Consider the following 25,423-nt stretch of genomic DNA (forward strand, 5'->3'; position numbering starts at 1 on the left):
CTCTATAAGCGATACTTATACATGGACATGCGAGATATCCAGGTCTTCCGGGCCGTCATGCGGGCCGGTACGACCAGCAAGGCAGCGGCTTTACTGAACGTATCGCAACCGGCCATCAGCCAGTCGATCCGCAAGCTGGAGGCTTCTTCCGAACTGCGTCTGTTCGAGCGCACGCGCGGCCGGCTGGTACCTACGCAGGAGGCACTGGCCCTGATCGTGGAGGTCGACCGCTGCTTCGCCGGCTTCGAGATGATCGAGCACCGCATCCGCAGCTTGCGCTCGTTCGGCCTCGGGCGCCTGGCCATCGCTTCCTTTCCTGCACTGGGGATAGGCTTCATGCCACGCGCCATCGCCGCCTTCGGCCTGGCCGAGCGGCGCGTGCAGATGTCGTTCCAGATCATGAGTTCGCGCGAGGTCTACCAGCAGGTCAGCGCCGGGCAGCTGGACTTCGGCCTGATGGCTGATGAGCTGGCAGTGTCCGGGCTGGAGCATTCGCAGTTCATGAGCGTGCCGGGGGTGATCGTGATGAACGATCGCCATCCGCTTGCCGGCAAGCCGCTCATCACGGCCGATGACCTGCTGGAGCATCCCTTCATCGCTCTCAATCCGGAGGATGCCAGTCGCCGTCGGCTGGAGCAGGAACTGATCCAGCAGGGCAAGGTGCTGCGCCCCATCCTGGAGACACCCTATTCCAATTCGGTCTGCGAGTTCGCTCTGCGCGGGGTCGGCATGGGCATGGTCCATCCCATCCTGGCGCTGGACTACGTCACTCGGGGCCTGCGCCTGAAACCGATGGAAGTCGCAGCCCACTTCACCGCCTTGCTGGTATTTCGCCCTGGCGTTCCCATGTCCGAAAATGCCAAGGAATTGCTGCGTGTCATGCGCATCCAGATGGAGTCGGACATGAACGCGCTGCGTCAGGTGCTGTATCAGAAGCCGAGTGCGTTCTGAACAGGTCCTGGCCTGTCCGTAATGGTGCGTCGCGCACATCCTCTGTGCAAATCGGCAGCCTGCATGGACCCAGGCTGGGACTGCAAGCCACCTTCTCCTCACGTGGCGTAAGGGGTTGAGGCCAGCCGCGTTCTCCTTTACGGCTGCCCGGTGCTGGTGCGGCATTGCAAAATCCCTGGCCTGTTCGGTGCACACTCTATAAGTTCTGCTTATCAGGTTAGAAACCCGCTCTCATTGCCGGGGCACCGGCAGCGCCGCAAAATGGGCCTCGACATTCATCAATCATCGAGGGGAGCAGCACCATGCAAATGCGTCATTTCATGTTGAAACTATGCGGGTCGGCGCTATTGGGGTTGGCCGCCGGCACGACGGTGGCACAGAATATCCCGGCCGATATCCTGGCCAGTGCACGGGCGGCCGGCGTGATCCGCATTGCCAACACCCAGAGCAGCCCGCCCTGGAGCCTGATCGACGACAAGCTGCAGCCGGCAGGCTATGACGTGGAGGTCGCCAAGGAAGTGGCACGGCGCATCGGCGTGGCCAAGGTAGTGTTCGTGGCCGACAGCTTCAAGAATTTCGTCGAGGGACTCAAGGCCGGCAAGTATGACCTGGTCATGAATGACCTGACGCCAACGCCGGAACGCGAGAAGCAGGTCGATTTCGCGGCGCCCTACGGCGTGGAGGACTTCCGCATCTTCGTCCTGTCCAGCAATTCCACCATCAAGGATCAGCCCGATCTCAAGGGCAGGAAGGTCGGTGTCACCACCGGCACCAGTAACGAGACCTGGGCCCGTGCACATCTGAAGGAGTCCGATATCCGCACCTATGACAATGGCGGTTTCGTGTTCAATGACCTGGGCAACGGGCGTATCGATGCGGTCATCAGCTCCCATTTCGGCGGCATGAAATACGCCAACGTCAACAAGCTGCCGATCAAGGAAGTCGGGCCGGTCCTGATCTACCAGCTTTCCGCACCGGCCATGGTCAAGGGGCAGCCGGCACTGAAGGACGCGGTCAGCAAGGCAATTGCCGACATGACCCGCGATGGCACACTGGACCGGCTGGCACGACGCTGGGTCGGACCCGAGTTCGACATGGTGGGCGACATCCAGCGCGCTCTCAGACAGCAGTAACGCCCGAGGAAAAGGAGCCATCCATGGAGAATACCTTGCGCAGGTCGCTGCGGCTGCTGCTGAGGCTGCCCACACTGACATTAACACTAATACTGGGCCTGGCGGCGGGCGCGGTACTGATGCTGCCGATGCCGTCGGCGCAGGCAGCCGCTGACGATTCCCTGAGCCGCCTGCAGCAGGCCGGGGTGGTCAGGATCGCCAATACCCAGACCAGCCCGCCCTGGAGCTACCTGGACGACAAGAACCAGCCTGATGGTTATGACGTAGCGGTGGCCCGCGAAATCTTCCGCCGCATCGGCGTGGCCAGGATCGAGTTCATCGCTGACAAGTTCAAGAACTTCGTCGAAGGCATCAATGCGCGCAAATACGACGTCGTCGTCAACAGCATGGCGCGCACGCCGGAGCGGGAAAAGGTGGTGGATTTCACCTTGCCCTACACGGTGCAGGACTTCCGTATCTGGGTCAATGCCAGCAATACCGATATCCGTGACCGCGCCAGCCTGAAGGGCAAGAGCGTTGGCGCCAGTGCCGGCACCGCCAATGAAATGTGGGCGCACAAGAACCTCCCGGACTCGCAGGTACGCGCCTACGAAGGGGGCGGCTTCCTCTACAACGATCTGGTGAGCGGCCGTCTGGATTCGGTGATCGACTCCTATTTCAACGGCTACAAGATGAAGACCATCAACAACCTCCCGGTAAAGACGGTCGGTGCGCCGCTGGTCTATTCGCTCGGTGCAGCCGTATTGCCCAAGCACACCGACGCACTCAAGGCCGCCATGGACAAGGCGATCACCGACATGATCGCGGATGGCACGTTGCAGAAGATCGCGCAGCGCTATGTCAGCCCGGACTACGACATGGTCGGCAACATGAAGAAGGCGATCAATCACTGATCCGCGCAGATCCGGCGTGTTCCTCAATACCTGAAGCATCCGATACGCCGGATACATCCGATACATCCAATACATCCAATACATCAGAACATCAGAACATCACATGGCAAGCAATCCCATCAAGAGCGACGTCGATTTCGATGCCGACGGCAAGCAGATCGGTTTTCTGCGGCTTCCGCACTCCGTCCACCGGTCTGCCTACGGCTGGCTGCCCATTCCGGTGGCTTCGATCAAGCGCGGCGAGGGACCGGTGGTCATCGTCAGCGCGGGTACCCACGGCGATGAATACGAAGGACAGATCATCGTCTCGCGGATGATCCGCGAGATCCAGACCGAGATGGTCACTGGGCAATTGATCCTCCTGCCCATGGCCAATGCCCCGGCCGCCGAGGCCGGTCTGCGGACCTCGCCGCTGGATGACGGCAATCTCAACCGGCTCTATCCAGGCGATCCCGCCGGCACTCCCTCGCAGGTGATCGCCCACTACATCGAACATGTGTTGCTGGCCCGTGCCGATTACATGCTGGACCTGCATTCCGGCGGCAGTTCACTGATGTACGACGGCGCCAACATGATGGGCCTGGAACCACGCGATGCGGAAGAGGAACAGAAGGTCACCGGCCTGCTCAAGGCCTTCGGTCTTCCCAAGGCCTTCCTGTACCAGCCCAACCCGGTCAATGTCACCGCTGCGGCGCGCCGCCAGGGGGCGATCTGTTTCCTGACCGAACTGGGTGGCGGTGGTGGTGTCGATGCCGCTCTGGTGCGGCAGGGCATGCAGGGTGTGCTGCATCTGCTGGGCTATATCGGGCTGTTGCAGGGCAAGCTGGTGCCGCCGCGACCACCCGCCGATGCGCGGCTGATGGCCATCGACCGCAACCGGCATTATGTCTACGCCATGGACCACGGCGTCTATGAACCGCTGGCCGAGCTGGGCGAAGTGGTCAGGCAAGGGCAGGCGGCGGCCCTGATCCACTTCCCCGACAATCCGGTGCGCCCGCCCGAGACGGTGAGTTTTGCCGCCGATGGCGAGATCGTCTGCAAGCGCGCCATTGCCCAGGTCAGACGCGGCGATTGCATCTTCCAGCTGGCCAGCGAGCGCAAGTCCTCACTCTGAGGCGCTGCCATGTGCCCGCTGACCAGGCCGGACGAGATCACCTGACCCCGGCCGCTGCCCCCAGCCGATCGAAGTCCGCATCCAGCTTCTCCAGCGAGGTCCGGATATGCTGCTGGCGCGCCTTGATCCAGGTGTCCTGGCGGCTCACCCGTTCATTGGCCTCGCGCAGCATGCGGTCCATCTCGGCCGGTTGCGGGCCGCCCACGGTGGCGCGATTGCGCACGATGGCAACCGGGTCCAGGGTGCTGCGGAACTCCTGCTCCGACATCGGCAACACCTGCGGGAATTCGGAATTGAGTACCGCCTGCGTGTAGATGCGCTGCGCCTGGGCGTAGGGGAAGTCCAGCGGACGGATATCGTTGGCCTTGGCATATTCCACCACCTCCGACGCAAAATGATGGCCCACCCGGAACGGCAGCTTGTACTTGCGCATCAGCACGTCGGCCAGTTCCTGGGAGGCGGTCCAGTCGCTGTTGAGTTCTTCCAGCGCACGTTTGGGATCGATGACCAGGGCGTTGAGGATGCTCTCCCAGTTCTTCAGGACCTTGGCCGCATTGAGGACCATGGCCTTGTTGGCCTTCACGTCCTTGGGGTCGCTCATGCCGGGCGGGATGTTGTGCGCCTGCAGGGCTGCGCCCATGCCTTCGGTGAGTACCGTGGTGGCATCGCGACGGGTGCTGTTGAGCAGGCCCGGATTGCGCTTCTGCGGCATGGCCGAGGAGACGTAGGTGTTCTCGCCCCCTTCCTGCAGCAGTATCCAGGGACGGGGCTGGGCATACTGCGTCATCACGTCCTGGATGAAGGTGCCGGCATGCAGGGCGATGGACGAGACCACCGCGCCGGCTTCCACCGGCTCATCCACCGCCGACAGTTGCGAGGCATCGTAGGCGTTGTCGACGATGGCACCAAAGCCCAGATAGTCGGCCATGCGCTGGCGGTTCAGTGGCCAGCTGGTGCCGTTGAGCACGGTGGTTCCCATCGAGGAACGGTCGATGCGGACATAGGCCTCGCGGATGCGCTGGGCATCGCGGTCCAGCGCCGCAGCAAATCCCAGCAGGTAGTGGCCATAGCTGTTGGGCTGGGCCGCTACGCCGTTGGTGTAGTTGGGCACGATGGTGTCGCGCTGGCGCGCTGCCAGCTTCACCAGGGCTGCGGTGGTGGCATTGAGCTGGGTCGCCAGGGCCAGCATGTCGTCGCGCAGGATGGCCGAGCGCATGGTGGCCAGCATGTCCTGGCTGGAGCGGCCGGCATGCAGCAAGGTGATCTGCGGGCCGGCCGCCTGGATCAGCAGCGGCTCGAAGCTGATGACCAGGGTAGGGCGCTTGGCGCCCGGCTGTTCGGCATCGGCCAATACCTTGCGGATGCCCTTGACGATGAGCGGGGTCATCGATTTTTCCAGCAGGCCTTCGTCGGTATTGATGACGGCAGTGGCCTTGTTGATCTCGCCCAGCCAGAAGAATTCGTCGTGGCGTTGCTGCTGCTGTTGTGGCTGTGGTGGCTGCGGTTGCTGCTGTTGCTGGGCATGCAGCGGGGCCGTCAGGGCCAGCAGGGCGCTGGCAAGGGCAATCGTGGAAAGTTTGTACACCTGGGTCTCCGTGGGTCTTTGGCGATGATCGTTGTTGAGAGGGCAAACCGGGTTTGCCGGGTGCCAATCTTATCTGGCAATGGCGATTCTGTTTTGTCCCGCCTCGGCTGACCACCCAGGCGCAAGGTGCTGCCGGGATGGCCGCCCCCTGCGCCTGCCGGGCAAGGCGCCTCAGGACACGCTGTCGACCAGGGTTTCGCCGCCGGAGACTTCCACAACGGTGCCGGTGACGTAGGGATTGGTCATCAGGAACAGGGCGGCATGGCCGATGTCCTCGGCGCGGCCGACGCGGCGGGCCGGGAATGCTGCGGCCACTTTCTCCTTCAGGCCGGCGCGCACCTCGGCCGGCAGGAAGCCCCACATGTCGGTATCGGTGAAGCCGGGGCGCAGGGTGTTCACGCGGGTCGGTGCCAGTTCGATGGCCAGCGCGGCCGACAGGGCTTCCACGGCTGCAAAGGCAGGTGTGACGGCCGCGAAGCCGGGCTTGGGACGTACCGCCAGGCCACCGCTGAGGAAGGTGATCGAGCCCCCGGCACGCAGCAGCGGCGCGGCATGGCGGGCACAGGCCCAGCTGCCGAGGTACTTGCCTTCCATGTAGCTGCGCGCGCCTTGCATGTCGGCGTCCATGAAGCCGCCCCAGCTGCCGATGTCGGGTGCGGCGGTCACGACCAGGTGATCGAAGGCACCGATGCCCGCGAAGGCCTGGCGTACCGAGGCTTCGTCGCGCATGTCTAGGCTGACCTGTTCGAAGTTGCCCAGGTCTGCGCGTTCCTGAATGGTCGCCACCCGGCGGCTGGCAACCACGACCTGCGCCCCCGCTGCCTGCGCCGCCTGCGCAATGCCCAGGCCGATGCCGCTCTTGCCGCCGACCACCACCACCTTCTTGCCGGCGAGGTTCAGGGAGGGGGCTGCAGCGAGGGGCTGATGTGTAGATGTGCTCATGTTCAATTCTCCTCAAAGGAATGTTCAGGGGGCGGCGCCGCTGTAGCGCGCCGGTGCCGGTCGGGAAGCCAAAGGCTGCCCGGTCAACGTGAGGAAATCGTAATTCCTGTCGATGTTGATGATAATCAGCTGGAATTCGATTATTCTTATTCCAATATGGAATAAATTCCTGTTCGCCATCCTGATGACAGGACGAAGGCAAGGCAGGGCAACACCGAGGAAGACGGAAGATGGACAGATTTCATGAGCTGAGCGCCTTTGTCGCCGTGGTCGAGGCCGGTGGCTTCTCGGCGGCGGCGCGGCGGCTGGGCGATTCTCAGTCGGCCATCAGCAAGTCGGTCAACGCGCTGGAAAAGCGCCTGGGCGTGCAGTTATTGCAGCGGAGCACGCGCAGCGTGCGGTTGACCGAGCACGGGCGCCAATACTACGAGCGCACCCAGCCGCTGCTGGAAGAGATGGCCCAGGCCGATGGCGAGATCATGCGCACCACGCTGGAGATCTCCGGCCCGGTGCGGGTCGCGGCGGCGGCGACCTTCGGCCGGCTGCACGTCCTGCCGCTACTGCCGGCGCTGCTGGCGCGCTACCCCGGGGTGCGGCTGGACCTGCAACTGGCCGATGGCGTCAACGACCTGCTGGCCGAGGGCATCGACCTGGCCATCCGGGTCAGTCCGGAGCGCCATCCGGATGCGGTGGTCAAGCGCATCACCAGCAGCCCGCTGGTGTGCGCCGGTTCGCGCCGCTATTTCGCGCAGCACGGGGTGCCGGCCACGCCGCAGGCGCTGGCGCATCACAACTGCCTCATCTACAAGGACATGCGTGAATGGCACTTCACCGGTCGCCAGGGGCGGTTCAGCGTGCCGGTCAGCGGCAACCTCTCGTCCAATACCGTGGAGACCATCCTCAGCGCGGTGCAGGCGGGCCTGGGCATCGGCATGTTCAATCGCGCCTCGCTGGTGGAGCCGGAGCAAGGGCAGGGCAGGGGAACGCTGCAGGACGCGGAGATCATCACCGTCCTCGATGACTTCATCGACGACACCCGCGACATCTGCCTGGTCTGGCCGCGCCGCCGCTTCATCCCGGCCCGGGTGCGGGCGGTGACGGAGTTCTTCGCCGAGGCGCTGGCCCCGCGCCTGTAATCGCCCTTGCAATGGTTCTTCCGATGGTCCTTGCGGGCAGTCGGAAGGGGAGACGCGTTATACTGTGCTTATATACAGTTAAACGCCCCAGATGCATCCCATGGCCGCTGTTTTGGACCCCACCCACCGTTTTTACTACCTCGGCAACTTCCAGCAGGTTCTGGACTGGCTGGCGCAGCGCTATGGCGATCTGCTGAACGCGGAAGAACGCGACTTCATCACCGCCTTCCCCGGCTTGCCGCTGGCCTCGCGCGCGCTGTTCGTGCGCATGATGATGCGTAAAGGTGAACTCTTTCGCGTCAGTAAACTGGGCTATCCAGAGATCGATTGTTCATTGCAGGCTTTACGTGGCCTGCCAGGGGCCTGGGTCGAACATGACCCTGTGCTGAGCCTGCAGCAGTTCGCCCAGTTATCGACCCGGGCCGAGCTGCTGGTGCAGTTCGATTCGCCGGCCTTGCGCTCGCCTGCGTGCAAGGCCCTGCGCAAGGACGCCTTGTTGTCCCTGCTGGCCGAGGATGCTGCCCACGGTCATCCGCGGCCTTTTTCGCAATGGCAGCACAAGGGCAGCGACCAGGCCGTGCGCTTGCTGAACCGGCCGCTGTGCGAACGCCTGCGGCTGATGTTATTCGGTAACCTGCGCCAGGACTGGAGCGAATTCGTGCTGGCCGATATCGGCACCCTGCGTTATGAGCGGGTCACGCTGGGGCCGGAGGCCAGGGGTTTTCGCAGCCGTGCCGACATCGATCTCTACCTGCAGCTGCACGCCTGTCGCCAGGCCTACGAGGCCGGCACCGCTGCGGGCAGCCTGTTGCCCATGCTGCCCCACGGCGCGTTCGACAATCCCTGGCTGGACAGCCGGCGCCAGCGATTGATGTTCCGCATCGGCCAGTTGTTCGAGAAGCAGCAGGACCTGTCCCAGGCCCACGCCGTCTATGCAGGCTGCGCCTATCCGGGTGCCAGGGCGCGTGCCATCCGCGTGCTGGAAAAACTGGGCCGCTTCGGCGCCGCGCACAGCTTGCTGCGCACTGCGCAACAGTCGCCGGAAAGCGAAGCGGAGCGCCAGCATCTGGCACGCATCGCACCACGACTGGCGCGTCAGCTGGGGCAGCCGGCACCGGGGCGGCGCCGCGCCGCTATTGTCGATCGCCTGGACCTGCACCTGCCCCGCCAGGGCGCTGCACGGGTCGAACTGGCGGTGGGCGATTACCTGCAACGGCAGCAGCCAGAGGCCGCAGTGTTCTATGTCGAGAATGTGCTGGCCAATGCCCTGTTCGGCCTGCTGTGCTGGGAGGCCATCTTCGCCGCCATTCCCGGTGCCTTCTTCCATCCCTTCCAGCGCGAGCCGGCTGACCTCTTCAGCGCCGACTTCCATGGGCGCCGGCGTGCGCAGTTCGAGCGTTGCCTGGCACGGCTGGAGGATGGCAGCCATCGCGCCGCCATCCTGGCCACCCATGATGCCAAGGTCGGCGTGCAATCGCCCTTCGTGGCCTGGGGTGGGCTCACCCGTGAGCTGCTGGAGCTGGCGCTGGACTGCATCCCGCCCGCGCACCTGCGCTTGTGGTGCCTGCGCATCCTGGAGGACGTGCGCGAGAACCGCAGCGGCTTCCCCGATCTGATCCAGTTCTGGCCGCAGCAGCGCAGCTACCGCATGATCGAAGTCAAAGGCCCCGGCGACAAGCTGCAGGACAACCAGTTGCGCTGGCTGGACTATTGCGCCCGCCACGGCATGCCGGTCTCGGTCTGCTACCTGCAGTGGGAGGCGCTGGCCGCATGAGTTCTGTCGCCGTGTTCACCACGCCTCCCGCATCCACCGCATCCACGGTGGCGCCTGCTACGGACGAGGCGCCGCGCTACCGCGTCTCCGTGCGGGCCCTGTGCGAATTCACCGCCAAGGTCGGTGACCTGGACCTGCGCTTCACGCCCACCCCGACCGCGCAGGAGGGCATCGCCGGCCACGCCATCGTCGCCGCCCGGCGCGGCGAGCACTACCAGAGCGAGGTGGCGCTGGCGGCCGAGCATGGCTCCTTGCACGTGCGCGGTCGCGCCGACGGATACGACCCGCAACAGCAACTGCTGGAAGAGGTCAAGACCTATCGCGGCCAGCTCTCCAGCCAGCCCGAGAACCATCGACAGTTGCACTGGGCGCAGTTGCGCGTCTATGGTCACCTCATGTGCGAGAAGCTGGACCTGCCGCAGATCAGGCTGGCGCTGGTGTATTTCGAGATCGGCAGCCAGCAGGAAACCCGCTTCGAGGAGACCCGGCCCCGCGACGAACTGGCCAGCCTCTTCGCCAGCCAGTGCCAACGCTTCGCCGACTGGGCCGAGCAGGAACTGGCGCATCGCGCCGCCCGCGATACTGCCCTGCAGACCCTGGCGTTTCCGCATGGGGAGTTCCGGGCCGGTCAACGGCAACTGGCGGAGGCCGTGTTTCGCGCCCATCGCAGCCGCCGCTGCCTGCTGGCGCAAGCGCCGACCGGTATCGGCAAGACCCTGGGCACCCTGTTCCCGGCGCTCAAGGCGGCACCGGAGCAGCGACTGGACAAGATCCTCTTCCTCGCCGCCAAGACGCCCGGCCGGCAACTGGCGCTGGACGCCGCCACCACCCTCAAGAACAGGGAGGGCCAAGGCCTGCCGCTGCGGGTGCTGGAGCTGTGCGCCCGCGACAAGGCCTGCCAGTATCCGGACCGCCTGTGCCGGGGCGACTCCTGCCCGCTGGCGCAGGGCTTCTACGATCGCCTGCCGGCAGCGCGCTCGGCCTGCCTGGAGGCTGCGCTGCTGGACCGCCAGCGCCTGCAGGAGATCGCCCTGGCGCACCAGGTCTGTCCCTACTACCTGGGCAGCGAGATGACGCGCTGGAGCGACCTGATCGTCGGTGACTACAACTACTGGTTCGACGGCGGCGCCATGTTGCACGCGATGGCACAGGCCCACGAATGGCGCGTCAGCGTACTGGCCGATGAGGCGCATAACCTGGTGGCCCGCGCCCGCAGCATGTACAGCGCCCAGTTGAGTCGCGCCGGCCTGCGCGCGGCACGGGCGGTGGCACCCCCCGCCGTGGCACGGCCGCTGCAGCAGCTGGCGCGTGCCTGGACCACGGCGACCAAGGGCGCCGACCTGCCCTATCAGGTGCTGGAGGCGCCACCGGCGCGCCTGGTCGATGCCCTGAGCAACTGCATCGCCACCCTCAACGACTACCTGGCCCAGGTGGCGGTGCCGCTGGAACCGGCCCTGCGCGATTTTCATTTCGATGCCATGGCCTTCGTCCGGCTGGCCGAGTCCTTCGGCCCGCATTCGCTGTTCGACCTGACGCGCCACGACCAGCGTGACAACCTGCTGTGCATCCGCAATGTGGTGCCGGCGCCTTTCCTGGGGCCGCGCTTTGCCTTTGCGCAGTCGACCACACTGTTTTCGGCCACGCTGGCACCCTGGCATTATTTCGCCGACCTGCTGGGCATGCCGCCGTCGACCGCCTGGATCGATGTCGATTCTCCATTCCACGCCAGCCAGTTGCAGGTACGGGTGGCGCGCGAGATATCCACCACCTGGCAGCGCCGCGCCGCGTCCATCGACCCCATCTGCGCCCTGATGGCGCAGCAGTACCGGCAGCAGCCGGGCAACTACCTGGCCTTCTTTTCCAGCTTCGACTATCTGCAGCAGGCCCGCGATGCGCTGAATCGACAGCATCCCGACATTCCCACCTGGCAACAGTCGCCACGAATGGCCGAAGCCGAGCGTGACGCCTTCCTGGCGCGTTTTACCTGCGGCGGGCAGGGCATCGGCTTTGCCGTGCTGGGTGGTTCCTTTGGCGAGGGCGTGGACCTGCCGGGCGAGCGCCTCATCGGCGCCTTCGTCGCCACGCTTGGGCTGCCGCAGTTCAATCCGGTCAATGAACAACTGCGCGAACGCATGCAGACCCTGTTCGGCGCCGGCTACGACTACACCTATCTCTATCCCGGACTGCAGAAAGTGGTGCAGGCGGCAGGGCGCGTCATCCGCACCGAAACCGATCAGGGCACGGTCTGGCTGATCGACCAGCGCTTCGCCCGCCCGGAAGTCCAGGCCCTGTTGCCAGGCTGGTGGCAGGTGGAGCAGGGCTAGCGCGGCTGCTCGTTCTTCTGCCTCTTCCATGGTCCGCTTGTTGCTTGATGTGGTGTGATGTTGCTTGATTGTTACGCTTTTGCATGAAGTCACAACAGCGCAGCATGTCGGCACAACAATCCATCCTGTGCTCTCTCAGCCACTATCAGGGTTTTCCCGAGTGACAAGTTTTTCGGATCGCATACGATAGCGATGCGTTTTCGCGGCTAGAGACGAGCCGCCAGCACATCGGTCGCCAAGGCGCGCAGGCAGGCGTTCAATGAAATGTTGTTCATCTTCAGTCAGAAATTTGTGAACGGTGTGCGGGCAGATGTGCCAAATCTGCGACGGATTTAATTGCAATGTGTCACTAATAGGCGACAAAGGCGTTGCGAGAAAGATAAGATGCTGACCTTGTTCTTCAGCATTTCCTACCGGGAACTGAACAGCTTCTTTTCGAAAATTTTCAAGTTTTGCTCAATTGAAGGTTGCGATATCAGGATTTGTTTGTTTTAATGACAACATCTGAAATGTGGTCGTTTTTATAACATTTCTTCATCCTGGCCCATGGGGACTTCTTCGCTGCACGCGGGGAAACTGACCGCCGACAGAGCGGAGCGATGCACGTAGCCAACCAATGGCGAAAATTGAGAAGGCTTAGCGATTTTTAACAAGGTTTAGGGCAGGTCCGATGCCTCTGGCCAAAAGCCGGCACCCGTGATCCTGAGCAGGGAGCAAAGAAATGGGAAACGATATCTCCAACTTGCTGAGCAAGTTCGGGGCAACTGTGGATGGCTATCTAGAAATCGAGGCCGCGATCGACTACAAGGAGCCGGTGCGCAAGCCCGCTGCGCCCAAGGTGGTGGTCGAGGCTGCGCCCGCAGTCCAGCAGCAGGCTGAACGGGTGGCCGAGCAGGTGGCACAGGCTGCTCCGGCCGTGGTCAAGAGCGTGCCGCCCATCATGGTGGCCAAGTCGGTGGCGCCCCAGCAGCGTATCGAACCCGTGATGGATCCGGTGGTGGATGTGGATGTGGCGGCGGCCAAGGTCGAGGCCCCTGTTTCGGCACCGCATCCCGCCCCCATGGCGGCCCTGGTCTCGTCGACCCTGGCGCCAGCGTCCAGCCCCTTGCCTGCGGAAATCCCGGCGCAGCCACAAGTTCAAGCTGAAGCTGAAGTTCAAGTTCAAGCCCAATCGGATTCACCCGAGCCCCAGCCGGCCGACGCCGCCCTGGTCACGCGTGAGGCCATCGCGCCCGCGCCGGCACCCCTGGCGGCTGCGCTGGTGACAGCGACCGCTCCTGCCGTGATGCCCACGGTGGTGGCGGATGCCGCCGTGCCTTCCATGCTGCGTTCGCTGCTGGGGGAAGTCGCCCAGCAACGTCAGTCCAAACAAGCGGCCGGCGCCAACCATGCGCTGGCCAGCCTCACGCCCTCCACGCCGGCCCAGGTCATTGCCATCGTCTCGCCCAAGGGCGGGGTGGGCAAGACCACCCTGTGCTCGGCACTGGCCTGCGCGCTGGCGCGGCACGGCCGGGTGATCGCCATCGATCTCGATCCCCAGAATGCCCTGCAATACCACCTGGGTGTGAGCGCATTGCCCGAACCCGGCAGCGCCGGCCCGGCGCCCGCGGCGGTCCCCGCCGAGGCGCCCGACTGGCGTGCCACCTGGCGTGAAGGCAGCGCCGGCACCAAGGTGGTCACCCATGACGTGGTGGCGCACCAGGGCGAGGCCGGGATTGCCCGGCAGATGGCACTCGATCCGCACTGGCTGACGCGTCAGCTGCAGGCCATGGACCTGCAGCCGGGCGACGTGGTCATGCTGGACCTGCCGGCCGGGCAGAGCGCCTACTTCGACCAGGCCCTGCAAGCGGCCGACCAGGTGGTGGCGGTGGTGACCCCCGATGCCGGTTCCTTCCTGGCGCTGGAACATATGCGCCAGGCCCTGCATGGCCGCAACAACTGCCGCTACATCGTCAACAAGTACAACGCCGCCCGCACCTTCAGCCAGGACATGCTGGAAGTCCTCAAGCGCTGGATGGGGTCGCGCCTGGCTGGCGTGATCGCACTGGACCACGCCATCAGCGAAGGCCTGGCCTACGGCTTCAATCCGCTGGTCAAGGCCGGGCATTCGCCGGCCTATGACCAGCTCCGGACCATCAGCGAGCAATTGCACGCCGAGGTCGTCAAATCCGCCCTTGCAGGTGGACGCGCATCATGAGTCAACCGCAAGCGCAGTCGCCATCCCGTTCCTCCAAGACCCGCCAGGCAGCTACTGCCGCCGACCCGGCCGCACCCACCTCCAACCGCCTGCAGACCTGGATCCAGACCTGGGGCGAGCGCCTTGAAGCACTGCCCCGGCGGCCGCGTCGCTGGCTGCAGCTGGGCCTGCTGCTGGTGGCGGTACTGCTGGCACTGCTGCTGGTGTCGGTGCCGCTGGAGTTCTATACCCAGTGCATCTTCGCGATCGGCTGCTTCGTGGCGGCGCTGATACTGCGCAAGCAGTCCGGCCGCTTCCCGGTACTGGTGCTGATCACGCTGTCGCTGATCGTCTCGATGCGCTACATGTACTGGCGCATCACCTCCACTCTGGCCTTCGAAGACTGGCTCGACATCATCTTCGGCTATGGCCTGCTGGCCGCCGAAATCTATTCGCTCATCGTGCTCACGCTGGGTTACCTGCAGACCGCCTGGCCCTTGCGTCGCAAGCCGCAGATGCTGACCATGCCGCCCTCGGAATGGCCGACGGTGGACGTCTTCATCCCGTCCTACAACGAGTCGCTGGACATCGTTTCGCTGACCATCTTCGCTGCCCAGGCCATCGACTGGCCGCAGGAGAAGCTGCGCGTGCACGTGCTGGACGACGGCCGTCGCGAAGACTTCCGCGAGTTCTGCAACAACATCGGCGTGAACTACCTGGTGCGCTCGGACAACAAGCACGCCAAGGCCGGCAACCTCAACGAAGCGCTCAAGGTCACCGACGGCGAATTCGTGGCCATCTTCGATGCCGACCACGTGCCGACCCGTTCCTTCCTGCAGATCTGCATGGGCTGGTTCTACAAGGACCCCAAGCTGGCGATGCTGCAGACGCCGCACTTCTTCTTCTCGCCCGATCCCTTCGAGAAGAACCTCAATACCTTCCGTTCCGTACCCAATGAAGGTGAACTGTTCTACGGGCTGGTACAGGATGGCAACGACCTCTGGAACGCCGCCTTCTTCTGCGGCTCCTGCGCCGTCATGCGCCGTACCGCATTGATGGAGATCGGCGGCATCGCCGTCGAGACCCTGACCGAGGACGCCCACACGGCGCTGAAGATGAACCGTGCCGGCTACAACACCGCCTATCTGGCCATCCCCCAGGCGGCCGGTCTGGCCACCGAGAACCTGGCGCGTCACATCCGCCAGCGGGTGCGCTGGGCGCGTGGCATGGCGCAGATCTTCCGGGTCGACAACCCCCTGCGCGGCAAGGGCCTGAAGCTGGGGCAGCGGTTCTGCTACCTCAACGCCATGCTGCACTTCTTCTATGGCTTGCCGCGCCTGATCTTCCTGACCGCACCGCTGACCTACCTGTTCTTCGGTGCCCACATCTTCCACGCCTCGGCGCTGATGATCACGGCCTATGTGCTGCCGCACGTGCTGCACGCCAGCCTGACCAACTCGCGCATCCAGGGGCGTTTCCGCCATTCGTTCTGGAACGAGGTCTACGAGACCGTGCTGGCCTGGTACATCCTCGGCCCGGTGCTGCTGGCGCTGGTGAACCCCAAGCTGGGTGGCTTCAACGTCACCGACAAGGGCGGCATCATCCTCGACAAGCACTTCGACTGGAAGCTGGCGCGCCCCTACATCGTGCTGCTGCTGCTGAACCTGCTGGGCATGGTCTTCGGCGTCTGGCAGCTGGTGATGGGCGACCCCAATGCGATGACCACCATCCTCATCAACATGGCCTGGACGCTGTACAACGTCATCATCAGCAGCGCCGCCATGGCGGTGGCTTCCGAAACCCGCCAGGTGCGCAGCGAGCCGCGCGTGGCTGCCGAGCTGCCGGTGCGCATCAAGCTGGCCGATGGCAATGAGGTCAGCGGCACCACGCTGGACTTTTCGCAGAAGGGCATTGGCCTGCGCCTGCCCAAGGGCGTGACGATCGCCCGTGGCCAGCACATCAATGTGACGCTGTTCCGCAACCAGCAGGAGAAGGAATTCCCGGCCGTGGTGGTGTTCAGCCGTGGCGAAATGGTCGGCGCCCAGTTCCATGAGCTGACCCTGCGCCAGAACAGCGAACTGGTCCGCCTGACCTTCTCGCGCGCCGACATCTGGGCCAACAACTGGGGCAAGAGCCGTCGCGATACGCCGTTGAAGGCTTTGCGCGAGGTCTCGCTCATCGGTGTGAGCGGCGTCAAGGAACTCATTCGGGCCACCCTGATCCAGCTGCGCCTGTGGCGCGATACGCGGCGCCCGCCGGCGGCGGCTGCCGCCAAGCAGGATCCGGTGGTGGAAGCCGCGCCGGCAGCTGCGGCAGCAGCGGCCGCAGGCACTCCCGTAGCAGCAGCGGCAGGTGCGGTCCCGGCCGATGTGGTGGTTCAGGCATTCGACAAATCAATGGAAAAACAATGAAAAACAAGCAGTCTCCTGGAAAGAACCCGACTTTCCGTCGGCGCTCCATCTGTCTGATCATGGCCGGCGTAGTGGCCTCGGGCAGCCTGCCGATCCAGGCCCTCGCGGCTGCCGCGGCGGCCCCTGCAGCTCCCTCTGCCGCCGGTGGTGCTACTGGTGCGGCCACCTCGCCGATGGCCGGTGATCCCTACAACTTCAGCCTCACGCAACTGGGCCGTGGCTATCCGATCACGCTGCACGGCGTGGATGCCACCGACAGCGTCGGCTTCGACGTGCCGGCCAACCAGGTGGTGACCGGCGCCAACGTGACCCTGCAATACACCTATTCGCCGGCGCTGCTGCCGGACCTGTCGCAGATCAACGTGATGGTCAACGACGTGGTGGCCGGCAGCATCCCGCTGCCCAAGGAAAATGCCGGTGCCCTGCAGACCAGCAAGGTCGAGATTCCGGCCAAGCTGATCACCGAGTTCAATCGCCTGAGCCTGCAGTTCATCGGTCACTACACCATGGGGTGCGAGAACCCGTTGCATTCCAGCCTGTGGGCACGCGTGAGCAACGAATCGGTGCTGGCCCTGCAGACCACGCCGCTGCCGATGAAGGACGACCTGTCAATGATGCCGCTGCCGTTCTTCGACCGCCGCGACATGCGCATGCTGAACCTGCCCTTCGTGTTCGCCGCCGCGCCTGACAATGGCACCCTGGAAGCCGCCGGCACGCTGTCGTCCTGGTTCGGGGCGCTGGCCAGCTATCGTGGTTCGCGCTTCCCGGTGCAGATCAACGCCTTGCCGGCCAAGGGCAATGGCGTGGTGCTGGTCAGCAGCGAAGGCGCCAGCCAGATCGGCGCACTGGAAATCGCCGCCCCCAAGGGCCCGACCCTGACCATGGTGACCAACCCCAACGATCCCAACGGCAAGCTGCTGCTGGTGACCGGCCGCAATGCCGAAGAGGTCAAGCGTGCCGCTGCGGCCGCCGCCCTGGGCAACAAGGCGGTGGCCGGCAATTCGGTGGTGATCGACAAGCTGCAACCGGTGGCGCCGCGCAAGCCTTACGATGCGCCCAACTGGCTGCCCACCGACCGTCCGGTGAAGCTGTCCGAACTGATCGATGCCAAGCGTCTCAATGTGTCCGGCTACAACCCGGGCGACATCACCATTCCGCTGAACTTCCCGCCGGCGCTGTCGAGCTGGCGCCAGGACGGTGCCAAGCTGGACCTGCACTATCGCTATACACCGCAGCCGCGTTCGAGCAATTCCTCGCTGATCGTCAGCTTCAACGATGGTCTGATCAAGTCCGACGTACTGCTGCCCCGCGACAAGCTGGACCAGGGCCTGCTGGCCGCCATCAAGAGCGATGCCCTGGAGCGCGAGATGAGCGTGCGCCTGCCGCTGGAGACCGCGGCCCTGCAATCGCGCCTGCAACTGCGCTACATGTATGACTACGTCAAGCAGGGCGAGTGTGCCGACATCATCATCGACAACGTGCGCGGCAGCATCGATCCTGAATCCACCATCGACCTGCGCGGCTACGACCACTTCATGGCCATGCCCAACCTGGGCGTGTTCAAGGATGCCGGCTTCCCCTTCACACGCATGGCCGATCTGTCCGAGACTGCCGTAGTCCTGCCGGACAACGCCAGCGATGCCGACCTGGCGGCCTACCTGACCGCGCTGGGCCGCTTCGGCAGCGCCACCGGCTACCCGGCCACGGGTGTGGCCGTGACCCAGGCCGCGCAGATCGCCAAGTTCGCCGACAAGGACCTGCTGGTGATGGCCTCGGGCCAGAACCAGCCCCTGCTCAAGCAATGGGCCGACCATCTGCCCACCCTGGTGACCGGCGACAAGCAGCGCTTCGACCTGTCGGACCTGGCACTGCGCGTGGGTGGCTGGCTGGGCCTGGACCCGAAGGCTGCGCAGCGTCGCACCCGTCTGCAGATGGCCTTCTCGGGCGGTGACCCGACTTCCTACCTGACCGGCTTCGAGTCGCCGCTGGACGGCAGCCGCAGCGTGGTGGTGCTGGCCGGTGGCGACAAGCTGGGCCTGTCGCAGATCATGTCGGCCCTGGCCAGCAAGGAAGCCGAATCCGGTGCCGTCCAGGGTAGCCTGGTGGCGGTGCGCGGCGAGAGCATCGAACCGCTGCTGGCAGAGCAACAGTATTTCGTGGGTAGTATGTCGCCGCTGCGCATGCTGCGCTGGTGGCTGTCGCAGCACGTGGTGAGCATGTTCCTGATGGTGGCCCTGGGCATCCTGTTGCTGGGTGGCCTGGCCTACCTGACCCTGCGCGCCAAGGCGAGAAAGCGCCTCAATGCGTAAGGCCGGGCATTCGGTAGTGAACAGGGCCGCCTCCCCACGCCGGCGCCGGGTGGTCGGCCTGCTGGGCGCACTGGGCGGCTTGGCAGCCACACCGTGGCTGCCAGCCCTGGCCGCGACCCAGCAGAACTGCACAGCCCAGGATTGGCCGGCATGGCAATCCTGGGCTGCAGCACATGTACAGGACGATGGCCGGGTGCTGCACTCCAGCCTGCTGCCCAATCACACTACCTCCGAAGGCCAGTCCTACCACATGCTGCTGGCGCTCATCGCCAACGATGCCACGCGCTTTGCCAAGGTCTGGAACTGGACCCTGCACAACATGCTCGGCAACGACCCCGGCAAGATCCTGCCGGGCTGGTTGTGGGGGCAGGGCAGTGACGGCAAATGGCAGATGCAGGACGCCAATTCGGCCTCCGACGCCGATCTCTGGATCGTCTACACCCTGCTGGAAGCGGCGCGCCTGTGGCAGCGTCCGCAATACCGCAAGCAGGCGCTGGAGCTGCTGGACAATATCGAAGCCAAGCTGGTGGTGGACCTGCCCGGCCTGGGCAAGATGCTGCTGCCGGGGCCGCAGGGCTTCAACCAGCGCAATGCGCTGTGGACGCTCAATCCCAGCTATCTGCCGCTGCCGCTGCTGCGCCGCCTGCAAAAGGAACGACCCAACGGTCCCTGGCAACAACTGGCCGACAATACACTGCGCATGATCCAGGGCTCGGCGCCTCGCGGCTACGTGGCCGACTGGGTGGCCTACCGCATGCTGACGGTGCAGTCCGGGCAGTTCCAGGTCGATCCCGCCAAGGGCGACCTGGGCAGCTATGACGCCATCCGCGTGTATCTGTGGGCCGGCATGACCTCGCCCCGCGATCCGGCGGCCGCGCCGCTGCTGGCGGCACTGGATGGCATGCGCCAGAGCCTGGCCGCGACCGGTGTGCCGCCCGAAAAGGTCCAGGTGACCACGGGCGCGACCGAAGGACAGGCACCGTTCGGCTTTAGCGCCGCGCTGTTACCCTATCTGGTCGCCAAGGGCGAAACCGCCATGGCGGCGCAACTGCAGCGTGCCGTCACGCAACAACTGGAGAACGGACTGGCGCAGCCTGACCCGCGCCCCGAAATCCTGTATTACAACGTCATGCTGGGCCTGTTCGGATTGGGATGGGTCGAGAAACGCTATCAGTTCCGCGATGACGGAACGCTTAATTTGTCCTGGGAGAAGTCATGCGCGCGCGCCGTTCAACGCTAGCCATCGGAGTCCTGAGCGCGCTGCTGGGTGTGGCCGCTCATGCGGCCGAGCCGGAGCTGGCGGCTCAACTGATCGAACAGGGCCAGTACTGGCAGGCACGCGACAACTCGCAGCGTGCCGCCGAGGTGTGGCAGAAGGTCTTGCAACTGGATGCCAACCAGGTCAACGCCCTCTACGGCATGGGCCTGGTCGGCGTGAAACAGAACAAGCCGCAGCAGGCCAAGCAGTACCTGGACCGCCTGCAGGCGCTGTCGCCACAACCCTGGCAGGCCAACCAGCTGGCGCAGGACATCGCCCTGGCCAAGCCGGAAAACAAGGCCCTGCTGGCCGAAGCCCGCCGCCTGGTCGACGCCGGTGAACGCGACCGCGCCACCGACACCTTCCGCAAGATGTTCAACGGACTCACCCCGCAAGGCACGATAGGGCGCGAGTACTACAACAACCTGGCCTTCAACGACGCGGCCTGGCCCGAAGCGCGCAAGGGCATGGAACGCCTGCTGCGCGAAACCCCGGACGACAGCATCCTGGCCCTGTTCTACGCCAAGCAGCTGGCACGCCACGAAGATAGCCGTCTGGAAGGCATCCGCCAGCTGGCACGCCTGTCGAAGAAGACCGACATCGGCGGCGACGCCGACGAAAGCTGGCGCCTGGCGCTGATCTGGCAGGGGCCGCCGTCGCCGGCACAGTATTCGCTGTTCGAAGAATTCATCAAGAGCCATCCCGACGACCAGCAGATCCGCGATTTGCTGGCCAAGGGCCGCCAGCAGGTGGCCGTCGGCCAGCAGCCGACCGTGGTTGGACGCGGCCTGCAGGCCCTGGAAAAGGGCGACCTGCAGGAAGCCGAGAAGGCCTTCCAGGAGCGCCTGTCCTCGCATCCCGACGATGTCGATGCCCTGGGTGGCATGGGCGTCATCCGCCAGCAGCAGAACCGCCTGGCCGAGGCTGAGCCCTTGCTGGCCCGCTCGGTCGCCAGGGGCGGCACGTCCTGGAAGAAAGCCCTGGACAGCGTGCGCTACTGGCTGCTGATCCAGCGTGGCCGTGACCTGCAGGCACGCGGCCAGACCGCGCAGTCGCAGGATGCCCTGGCCCAGGCCATGCGCCTGGACCCCAAGAGCCTCGATGGTCGCGTGGCCATTGCCGATATCCAGGCCAGTGCCGGCCAGTACGAAGCCGCCACTGCCAATTACCGCCAGGTGCTGGCGGCGCAGCCCAAGCAGGTGCCGGCCATCCGTGGCCTGGTCAACGTGCTGGCGCAGACCGGCCACGCCGATGAAGCCCTGCGCCTGCTGGACCAGCTGACCCCGGCGCAGCAGAACGAATTCGGCGACCAGGGGCGCCTGCGTGCCCTGCGCGCACGTCAGCAGGCCAGCCTGGCCGAGCAGCGCAACGACATCGATGGCGCCCTGGCAGCCATGCGCGAGGCCGTCAAGAACGACCCCGACAACGTCTGGACCACCTTCGACCTGGCCCGCCTGTACGTCAAGGCCGGGCAGGCCAAGCAGGCGCGCACCACCATCGACGACTTCACCCGCGAACATCGCGACAACGTCGAAGCCCTGTATGCCAGCGCCTTGCTGTCGGTGGAAATGGAGCAGTGGCAGGACGCCCTGGACACGCTGCGCCGCATCCCCGATCAGCGCCGTACCGCCGCCATGAACGAGCTGGCCAGCCAGGTGACACTGACCATCCAGGTCAATCACGCCACCGAACTGGTCAAGACCGGCCAGCGCCAGGAAGCCCTGGTCCTGCTGGATCGCGTGCAGCCGCAGGCGGCCGGCAATCCGGAGCGCACCGGTACCCTGGCCTCGGCCTATGTCGATGCCGGCGACGCCCCGCGCGCCATGGCGATGATGCAGCCGCTGGTCAATCCACCGGCCACGCCCTCGGTCAATACGCGCCTGCAATACGCCTCCATCCTGCTGCGCGCCGGCGAAGATGCGCAGGTCTACAACATGCTCACCGCCTTGCAGAACCAGAGCATGAATGCGGCCACCCGCAAGCAATACGACGACCTGCGTTTCCTCTACCGCGTGCGCCAGGCCGAACGCCTGCGCCAGGGCGGTGACCTGGCCGCCGCCTACGACACCCTGGCTCCGGCACTGGCACAGCGCCCCACCGACAACGACGCCATCGCTGCCCTGGCCCGCATGTTCAATGCGGCTGGCGACAACCTGCGCGCACTGGCCCTGTACCAGCCGCTGGTGCAGCGCAATCCGCGTGACGCCAACGTCCTGCTGGGCGCGGCCGACACCGCCGTGCAGGCCCGCGAGAATGCCTACGCCCTGAAGCTGCTGGACCAGTTCGGCAAGCTCGACAGCAGCGACCCCACCACCCTGACCGAGGCGGCACGCATCTATCGCGCCCTGGGCAAGACCGGTGAGGCCACCGCACTGCTGCGCAAGGCCGTGGCGATTGAGAACGGTGCGCGCCAGCGCACGCTGGCGGCGCAGGGCAATGGCTTCGATCCGGCCATCAATCCCTTCCGCACCCAGCGTCGCCTGCCGGGCAGCGACGACATGGCCGCCATTCCGCCGCCGGCCGAAACCATGCTGCGCCCGGTGGCCATGGCTGCGCCGGCCGTGGTCGATACACTGCCCATGCCGGCCAATCCGGCCATGGCGCAGCGCCAGTTGCAGGCGCAGCAGGCCCTGCAAGCACAACAAGCCCAGCAGGCCCAACCAGCGCCGGCCTACGGCACCGCACTGGGTCCGGTGTTCAGTTCGGCCGCACCGGTGGCTGCAGCACCGGTGCAGGGCGGGGCATATGCCCAGGCCCAGCCGGGCGTGCGCGCCAGAAATGCCAACGTCGCCAACGTCGCCAACGCCCCCACCACCGCGCTGCCCGGCGCGGCCACGGCCACCCAGCGCGCCCTGCTGGCCATGCAGGGAACGTCCGCCAATGGCGCCGCCGTGGACAACCTGAGCCCGGCCCAGCGCGCCCTGAACGACATCCTGCAATCGCGCAGCGCCTACGTCACGCAAGGTGTGGTAGTGCGCGGCAATGCCAGCGAGTCGGGCCTGAGCCGCATGAACGACATCGAGGCCCCGCTGGAGGTGAACATGCCCGTCGGTAACGACCGCGTGGCCGTGCGCATCACGCCGGTCTCGCTGGACGGCGGCACCCTCGGCGACGAACCGGCCAGCCGCTTCGGCGGTGGTGGCAGCAGTGCCACCGGCCTGGGCAAGCAGAGCGCCAGCGGCGTCGGGGTGGCGGTGGCCTACGAGCGTCCCGAGGATGGCGTCAAGGCCGACCTCGGCACTACGCCGCGTGGCTTCAAGTACCCCAACATCGTTGGCGGGGTGAGCGTGGAGCAGTCCTTCCCTGGCAGCAGCACCAACCGCTTCGCAGTGAACGTGTCGCGCCGCGCGGTCAACGACAGCATCACCTCGTTTGCCGGCAGCACCGATCCCCGCGCCGGTCTGTCCTGGGGCGGCGTGACCGCCAACGGCGGTCGTGCCGAGATGAGTTCGGACGATGCCCAGACCGGGGTCTACGCCTATGGCGCGCTGCACAGCCTGCGTGGCCGCAACGTGGAATCCAACACCCGGGTGGAACTGGGTGGCGGTGCCTACCAGTACCTCACCAATGCCGAGGACGAGAAGATGACCGCCGGCGTGTCGGCCACCGTCATCAGCTACGCCAACAACCAGAACTTCTATACCTACGGCCATGGCGGTTACTTCAGTCCGCAGGCCTACCTGGGACTGGGCGTGCCGGTCACCTGGGCCAAGCGTTCCGACAAGTTCACCTTCCAGCTCAAGGGCTCGGTGGGGATGCAGTATTTCCGCCAGGATGGGGCTGACTACTTCCCCACCGATGCCGCACTGCAGGCCGCCAGTGGTCGTCAGTACGCGCAGCAGACCAAGACCGGCCTGGGCTACAGCCTGGAAGGCAACGGCGAATACCGCTTCGCGCCCCGCCTGTTCGTCGGTGGCGCGCTGCGTCTGAACAATTCGAGCGACTTCCGTGAACTCAACGTCGCCATGTATCTGCGTTACACGCTGGAGGACATGCAGGGCAGCTTCCTGACCCTGCCGGTCAGTCCGTACCGTTCTCCTTATTCCAACTGATCCTTTTTATCGACATATCGCTATGGCTACTGCATCCGTTCTGGCAGGTCTGACTATCCTGGTGCTTGGCGAGAGCCACATGAGTCTGGCCGACCACCTCACCGAACCCCTCAACGCCAAGCTGACCCAGCTGGGCGCCAAGGTCCATTCCATCGGCGCCTGCGGCGCCAGCGCCGGCGACTGGCTGACCACCAAGAAGGTCGATTGCGGCGCCGACCAGGTCGACAACGGCAAGATCCAGATCAAGGGTCGCGAAGCCACCACCACCCCGATCGGCCAGCTCATCGCCAAGGACAAGCCGGATCTGGTGGTGCTGGTCATCGGCGACACCATGGCCTCCTACGACAAGCCGGACTTCCCCAAGGCCTGGGCCTGGCAGAGCGTGACCGGCCTGACCAAGGCGATTGCCGCCACCGGCACCAAGTGTGCGTGGGTCGGCCCGGCCTGGGGCAAGGCCGGCGGCATGTACGGCAAGAACGACGCGCGCACCCAGCTGATGTCGCGCTTCCTGGCTTCCAACGTGGCGCCCTGCACCTATATCGATTCGCTGACCATGTCCAAGCCCGGCCAATGGGTTACCACCGATGGCCAGCACTTCACCGTGGCCGGCTACAAGTCCTGGGGCAATGCCATCGGCGACGCGCTGGCCAAGCTGCCGGCCGACGCCGTGAGCAGCAAGGGAGCCAAGAAATGAAGGTGATGCAGGCACTGGCCGCCGCTGCGGCCCTGCTGTGCGGCGCCAGCGCGCTGGCTGCCGACATCCCGCTCTATCCCACCGGCCCGGCCGAGGATGCGGCCTTCATCCGCTTCGTCAACGCGACTTCCGAGCCCTTGCAGGTGCTGGCACAGAAGGGCCAGCCGCCGCTGAAGCTGGAAGCGGCCAAGCCGGTCTCGTCCTTCTTCCCGGTGACGGCCAAGTCGACCATCAAGGGTACCCTCACGGTCGGCGCCAGGAGCCTGGAGCTGGGCGTGCAGGCCAAGCCCGGCGAATTCGCCACGGTGGTGGTGCTGCCCGGTGCCAAGGGCATCAGCCAGGTGACGGTGCAGGACAACCCGGACGACTTCAACGGCCTGAAGGCCTCGCTGGCCTTCTTCAACCTGGATGCTTCCTGCGCCGGGGCGGCACTGCGCCCGGCCGGGCGTAACGCCGACCTGTTCAAGGACGTCAAGCAGGGCAGCCTGCAACGGCGCTCGATCAACCCGGTCAAGCTCTCGGTGCAACTGGTGTGCGGCGGTGCCAACACCGGCTCGGCGCTGGACCTGGGTGAACTGAAGGCGGGCGAACGCTACAGCGTGCTGCTGCTGCCATCGGACAAGGGACCGCGCCTGCTGGCGGCGACCGACAAGCTGGCCAACTGATCCATC

At 65.3% G+C, this 25,423-nt stretch carries 16 protein-coding genes; 14 read left to right on the forward strand and 2 right to left on the reverse strand.

The window, feature by feature from the left end; all coding sequences use genetic code 11:
- Positions 1-21 precede the first annotated feature (21 nt).
- The 4 genes from HBH1_RS00480 to HBH1_RS00495 all read left to right on the forward strand — a co-directional run bounded on the left by HBH1_RS00480 (position 22) and on the right by HBH1_RS00495 (position 4,091).
- Positions 22-951: a LysR substrate-binding domain-containing protein gene (locus HBH1_RS00480; RefSeq protein ID WP_102661168.1), complete on the forward strand. Its 930-nt coding sequence runs from the start codon at positions 22-24 to the stop codon at positions 949-951.
- A 302-nt stretch (positions 952-1,253) separates the two neighbouring features.
- Complete coding sequence (locus HBH1_RS00485; protein ID WP_233207477.1) at positions 1,254-2,084, forward strand: ABC transporter substrate-binding protein; 831 nt, start codon at positions 1,254-1,256, stop codon at positions 2,082-2,084.
- Positions 2,085-2,107: 23 nt separating this feature from the next.
- Positions 2,108-2,977, forward strand: coding sequence for a transporter substrate-binding domain-containing protein (locus tag HBH1_RS00490; RefSeq protein WP_102661169.1), 870 nt, complete (start codon positions 2,108-2,110; stop codon positions 2,975-2,977).
- Between the two features lie 103 nt (positions 2,978-3,080).
- Entirely contained in the window at positions 3,081-4,091 is a 1,011-nt protein-coding gene (locus HBH1_RS00495) for a succinylglutamate desuccinylase/aspartoacylase family protein (protein ID WP_077237693.1), read from the forward strand.
- Between the two features lie 37 nt (positions 4,092-4,128).
- On the opposite strand, the gene HBH1_RS00500 is transcribed toward HBH1_RS00495, so the two are convergent.
- Positions 4,129-5,676 (reverse strand): lyase family protein, encoded by a 1,548-nt coding sequence (locus tag HBH1_RS00500; RefSeq protein WP_102661170.1) that lies wholly within the window; start codon positions 5,674-5,676, stop codon positions 4,129-4,131.
- 171 nt (positions 5,677-5,847) lie between these two features.
- Positions 5,848-6,618: an SDR family oxidoreductase gene (locus HBH1_RS00505; protein ID WP_102661171.1), complete on the reverse strand. Its 771-nt coding sequence runs from the start codon at positions 6,616-6,618 to the stop codon at positions 5,848-5,850.
- A 230-nt stretch (positions 6,619-6,848) separates the two neighbouring features.
- Between HBH1_RS00505 and HBH1_RS00510 the strand changes: the two genes are divergently transcribed.
- The 10 genes from HBH1_RS00510 (at position 6,849) to HBH1_RS00555 (ending at position 25,417) form a co-directional block, all read left to right on the forward strand.
- Positions 6,849-7,754: a LysR family transcriptional regulator gene (locus HBH1_RS00510; RefSeq protein ID WP_102661172.1), complete on the forward strand. Its 906-nt coding sequence runs from the start codon at positions 6,849-6,851 to the stop codon at positions 7,752-7,754.
- Between the two features lie 91 nt (positions 7,755-7,845).
- Positions 7,846-9,528 (forward strand): VRR-NUC domain-containing protein, encoded by a 1,683-nt coding sequence (locus tag HBH1_RS00515; protein WP_369878585.1) that lies wholly within the window; start codon positions 7,846-7,848, stop codon positions 9,526-9,528.
- Positions 9,525-11,852 (forward strand): ATP-dependent DNA helicase, encoded by a 2,328-nt coding sequence (locus tag HBH1_RS00520; RefSeq protein WP_233207478.1) that lies wholly within the window; start codon positions 9,525-9,527, stop codon positions 11,850-11,852. The genes HBH1_RS00515 and HBH1_RS00520 overlap by 4 nt, the downstream gene beginning before the upstream one ends.
- A 721-nt stretch (positions 11,853-12,573) precedes the next feature.
- On the forward strand, positions 12,574-14,049 hold the full coding sequence (gene bcsQ / locus HBH1_RS00525) for a cellulose biosynthesis protein BcsQ (RefSeq protein WP_102661174.1): 1,476 nt from the start codon (positions 12,574-12,576) through the stop codon (positions 14,047-14,049).
- A complete protein-coding gene (gene bcsA, locus HBH1_RS00530) occupies positions 14,046-16,439 on the forward strand; it encodes a UDP-forming cellulose synthase catalytic subunit (protein ID WP_102661175.1) in 2,394 nt (797 codons plus the stop codon). The genes bcsQ and bcsA overlap by 4 nt, the downstream gene beginning before the upstream one ends.
- A complete protein-coding gene (bcsB, locus tag HBH1_RS00535) occupies positions 16,436-18,748 on the forward strand; it encodes a cellulose biosynthesis cyclic di-GMP-binding regulatory protein BcsB (RefSeq protein WP_102661176.1) in 2,313 nt (770 codons plus the stop codon). Before bcsA ends, bcsB begins: the two co-directional genes overlap by 4 nt.
- Positions 18,741-19,988, forward strand: coding sequence for a cellulose synthase complex periplasmic endoglucanase BcsZ (gene bcsZ, locus HBH1_RS00540; protein ID WP_102661177.1), 1,248 nt, complete (start codon positions 18,741-18,743; stop codon positions 19,986-19,988). Before bcsB ends, bcsZ begins: the two co-directional genes overlap by 8 nt.
- On the forward strand, positions 19,964-24,058 hold the full coding sequence (locus HBH1_RS00545) for a cellulose biosynthesis protein BcsC (RefSeq protein ID WP_102661178.1): 4,095 nt from the start codon (positions 19,964-19,966) through the stop codon (positions 24,056-24,058). Before bcsZ ends, HBH1_RS00545 begins: the two co-directional genes overlap by 25 nt.
- Positions 24,059-24,080: 22 nt before the next feature.
- Positions 24,081-24,752 (forward strand): SGNH/GDSL hydrolase family protein, encoded by a 672-nt coding sequence (locus HBH1_RS00550; protein ID WP_039876752.1) that lies wholly within the window; start codon positions 24,081-24,083, stop codon positions 24,750-24,752.
- Positions 24,749-25,417 (forward strand): alginate O-acetyltransferase AlgF, encoded by a 669-nt coding sequence (locus HBH1_RS00555; RefSeq protein WP_102661179.1) that lies wholly within the window; start codon positions 24,749-24,751, stop codon positions 25,415-25,417. Before HBH1_RS00550 ends, HBH1_RS00555 begins: the two co-directional genes overlap by 4 nt.
- The last annotated feature ends 6 nt before the right edge of the window (positions 25,418-25,423 follow it).

It is taken from the genome of Herbaspirillum sp. BH-1, from assembly GCF_002870055.1.
GTDB lineage: Bacteria > Pseudomonadota > Gammaproteobacteria > Burkholderiales > Burkholderiaceae_D > Herbaspirillum > Herbaspirillum frisingense.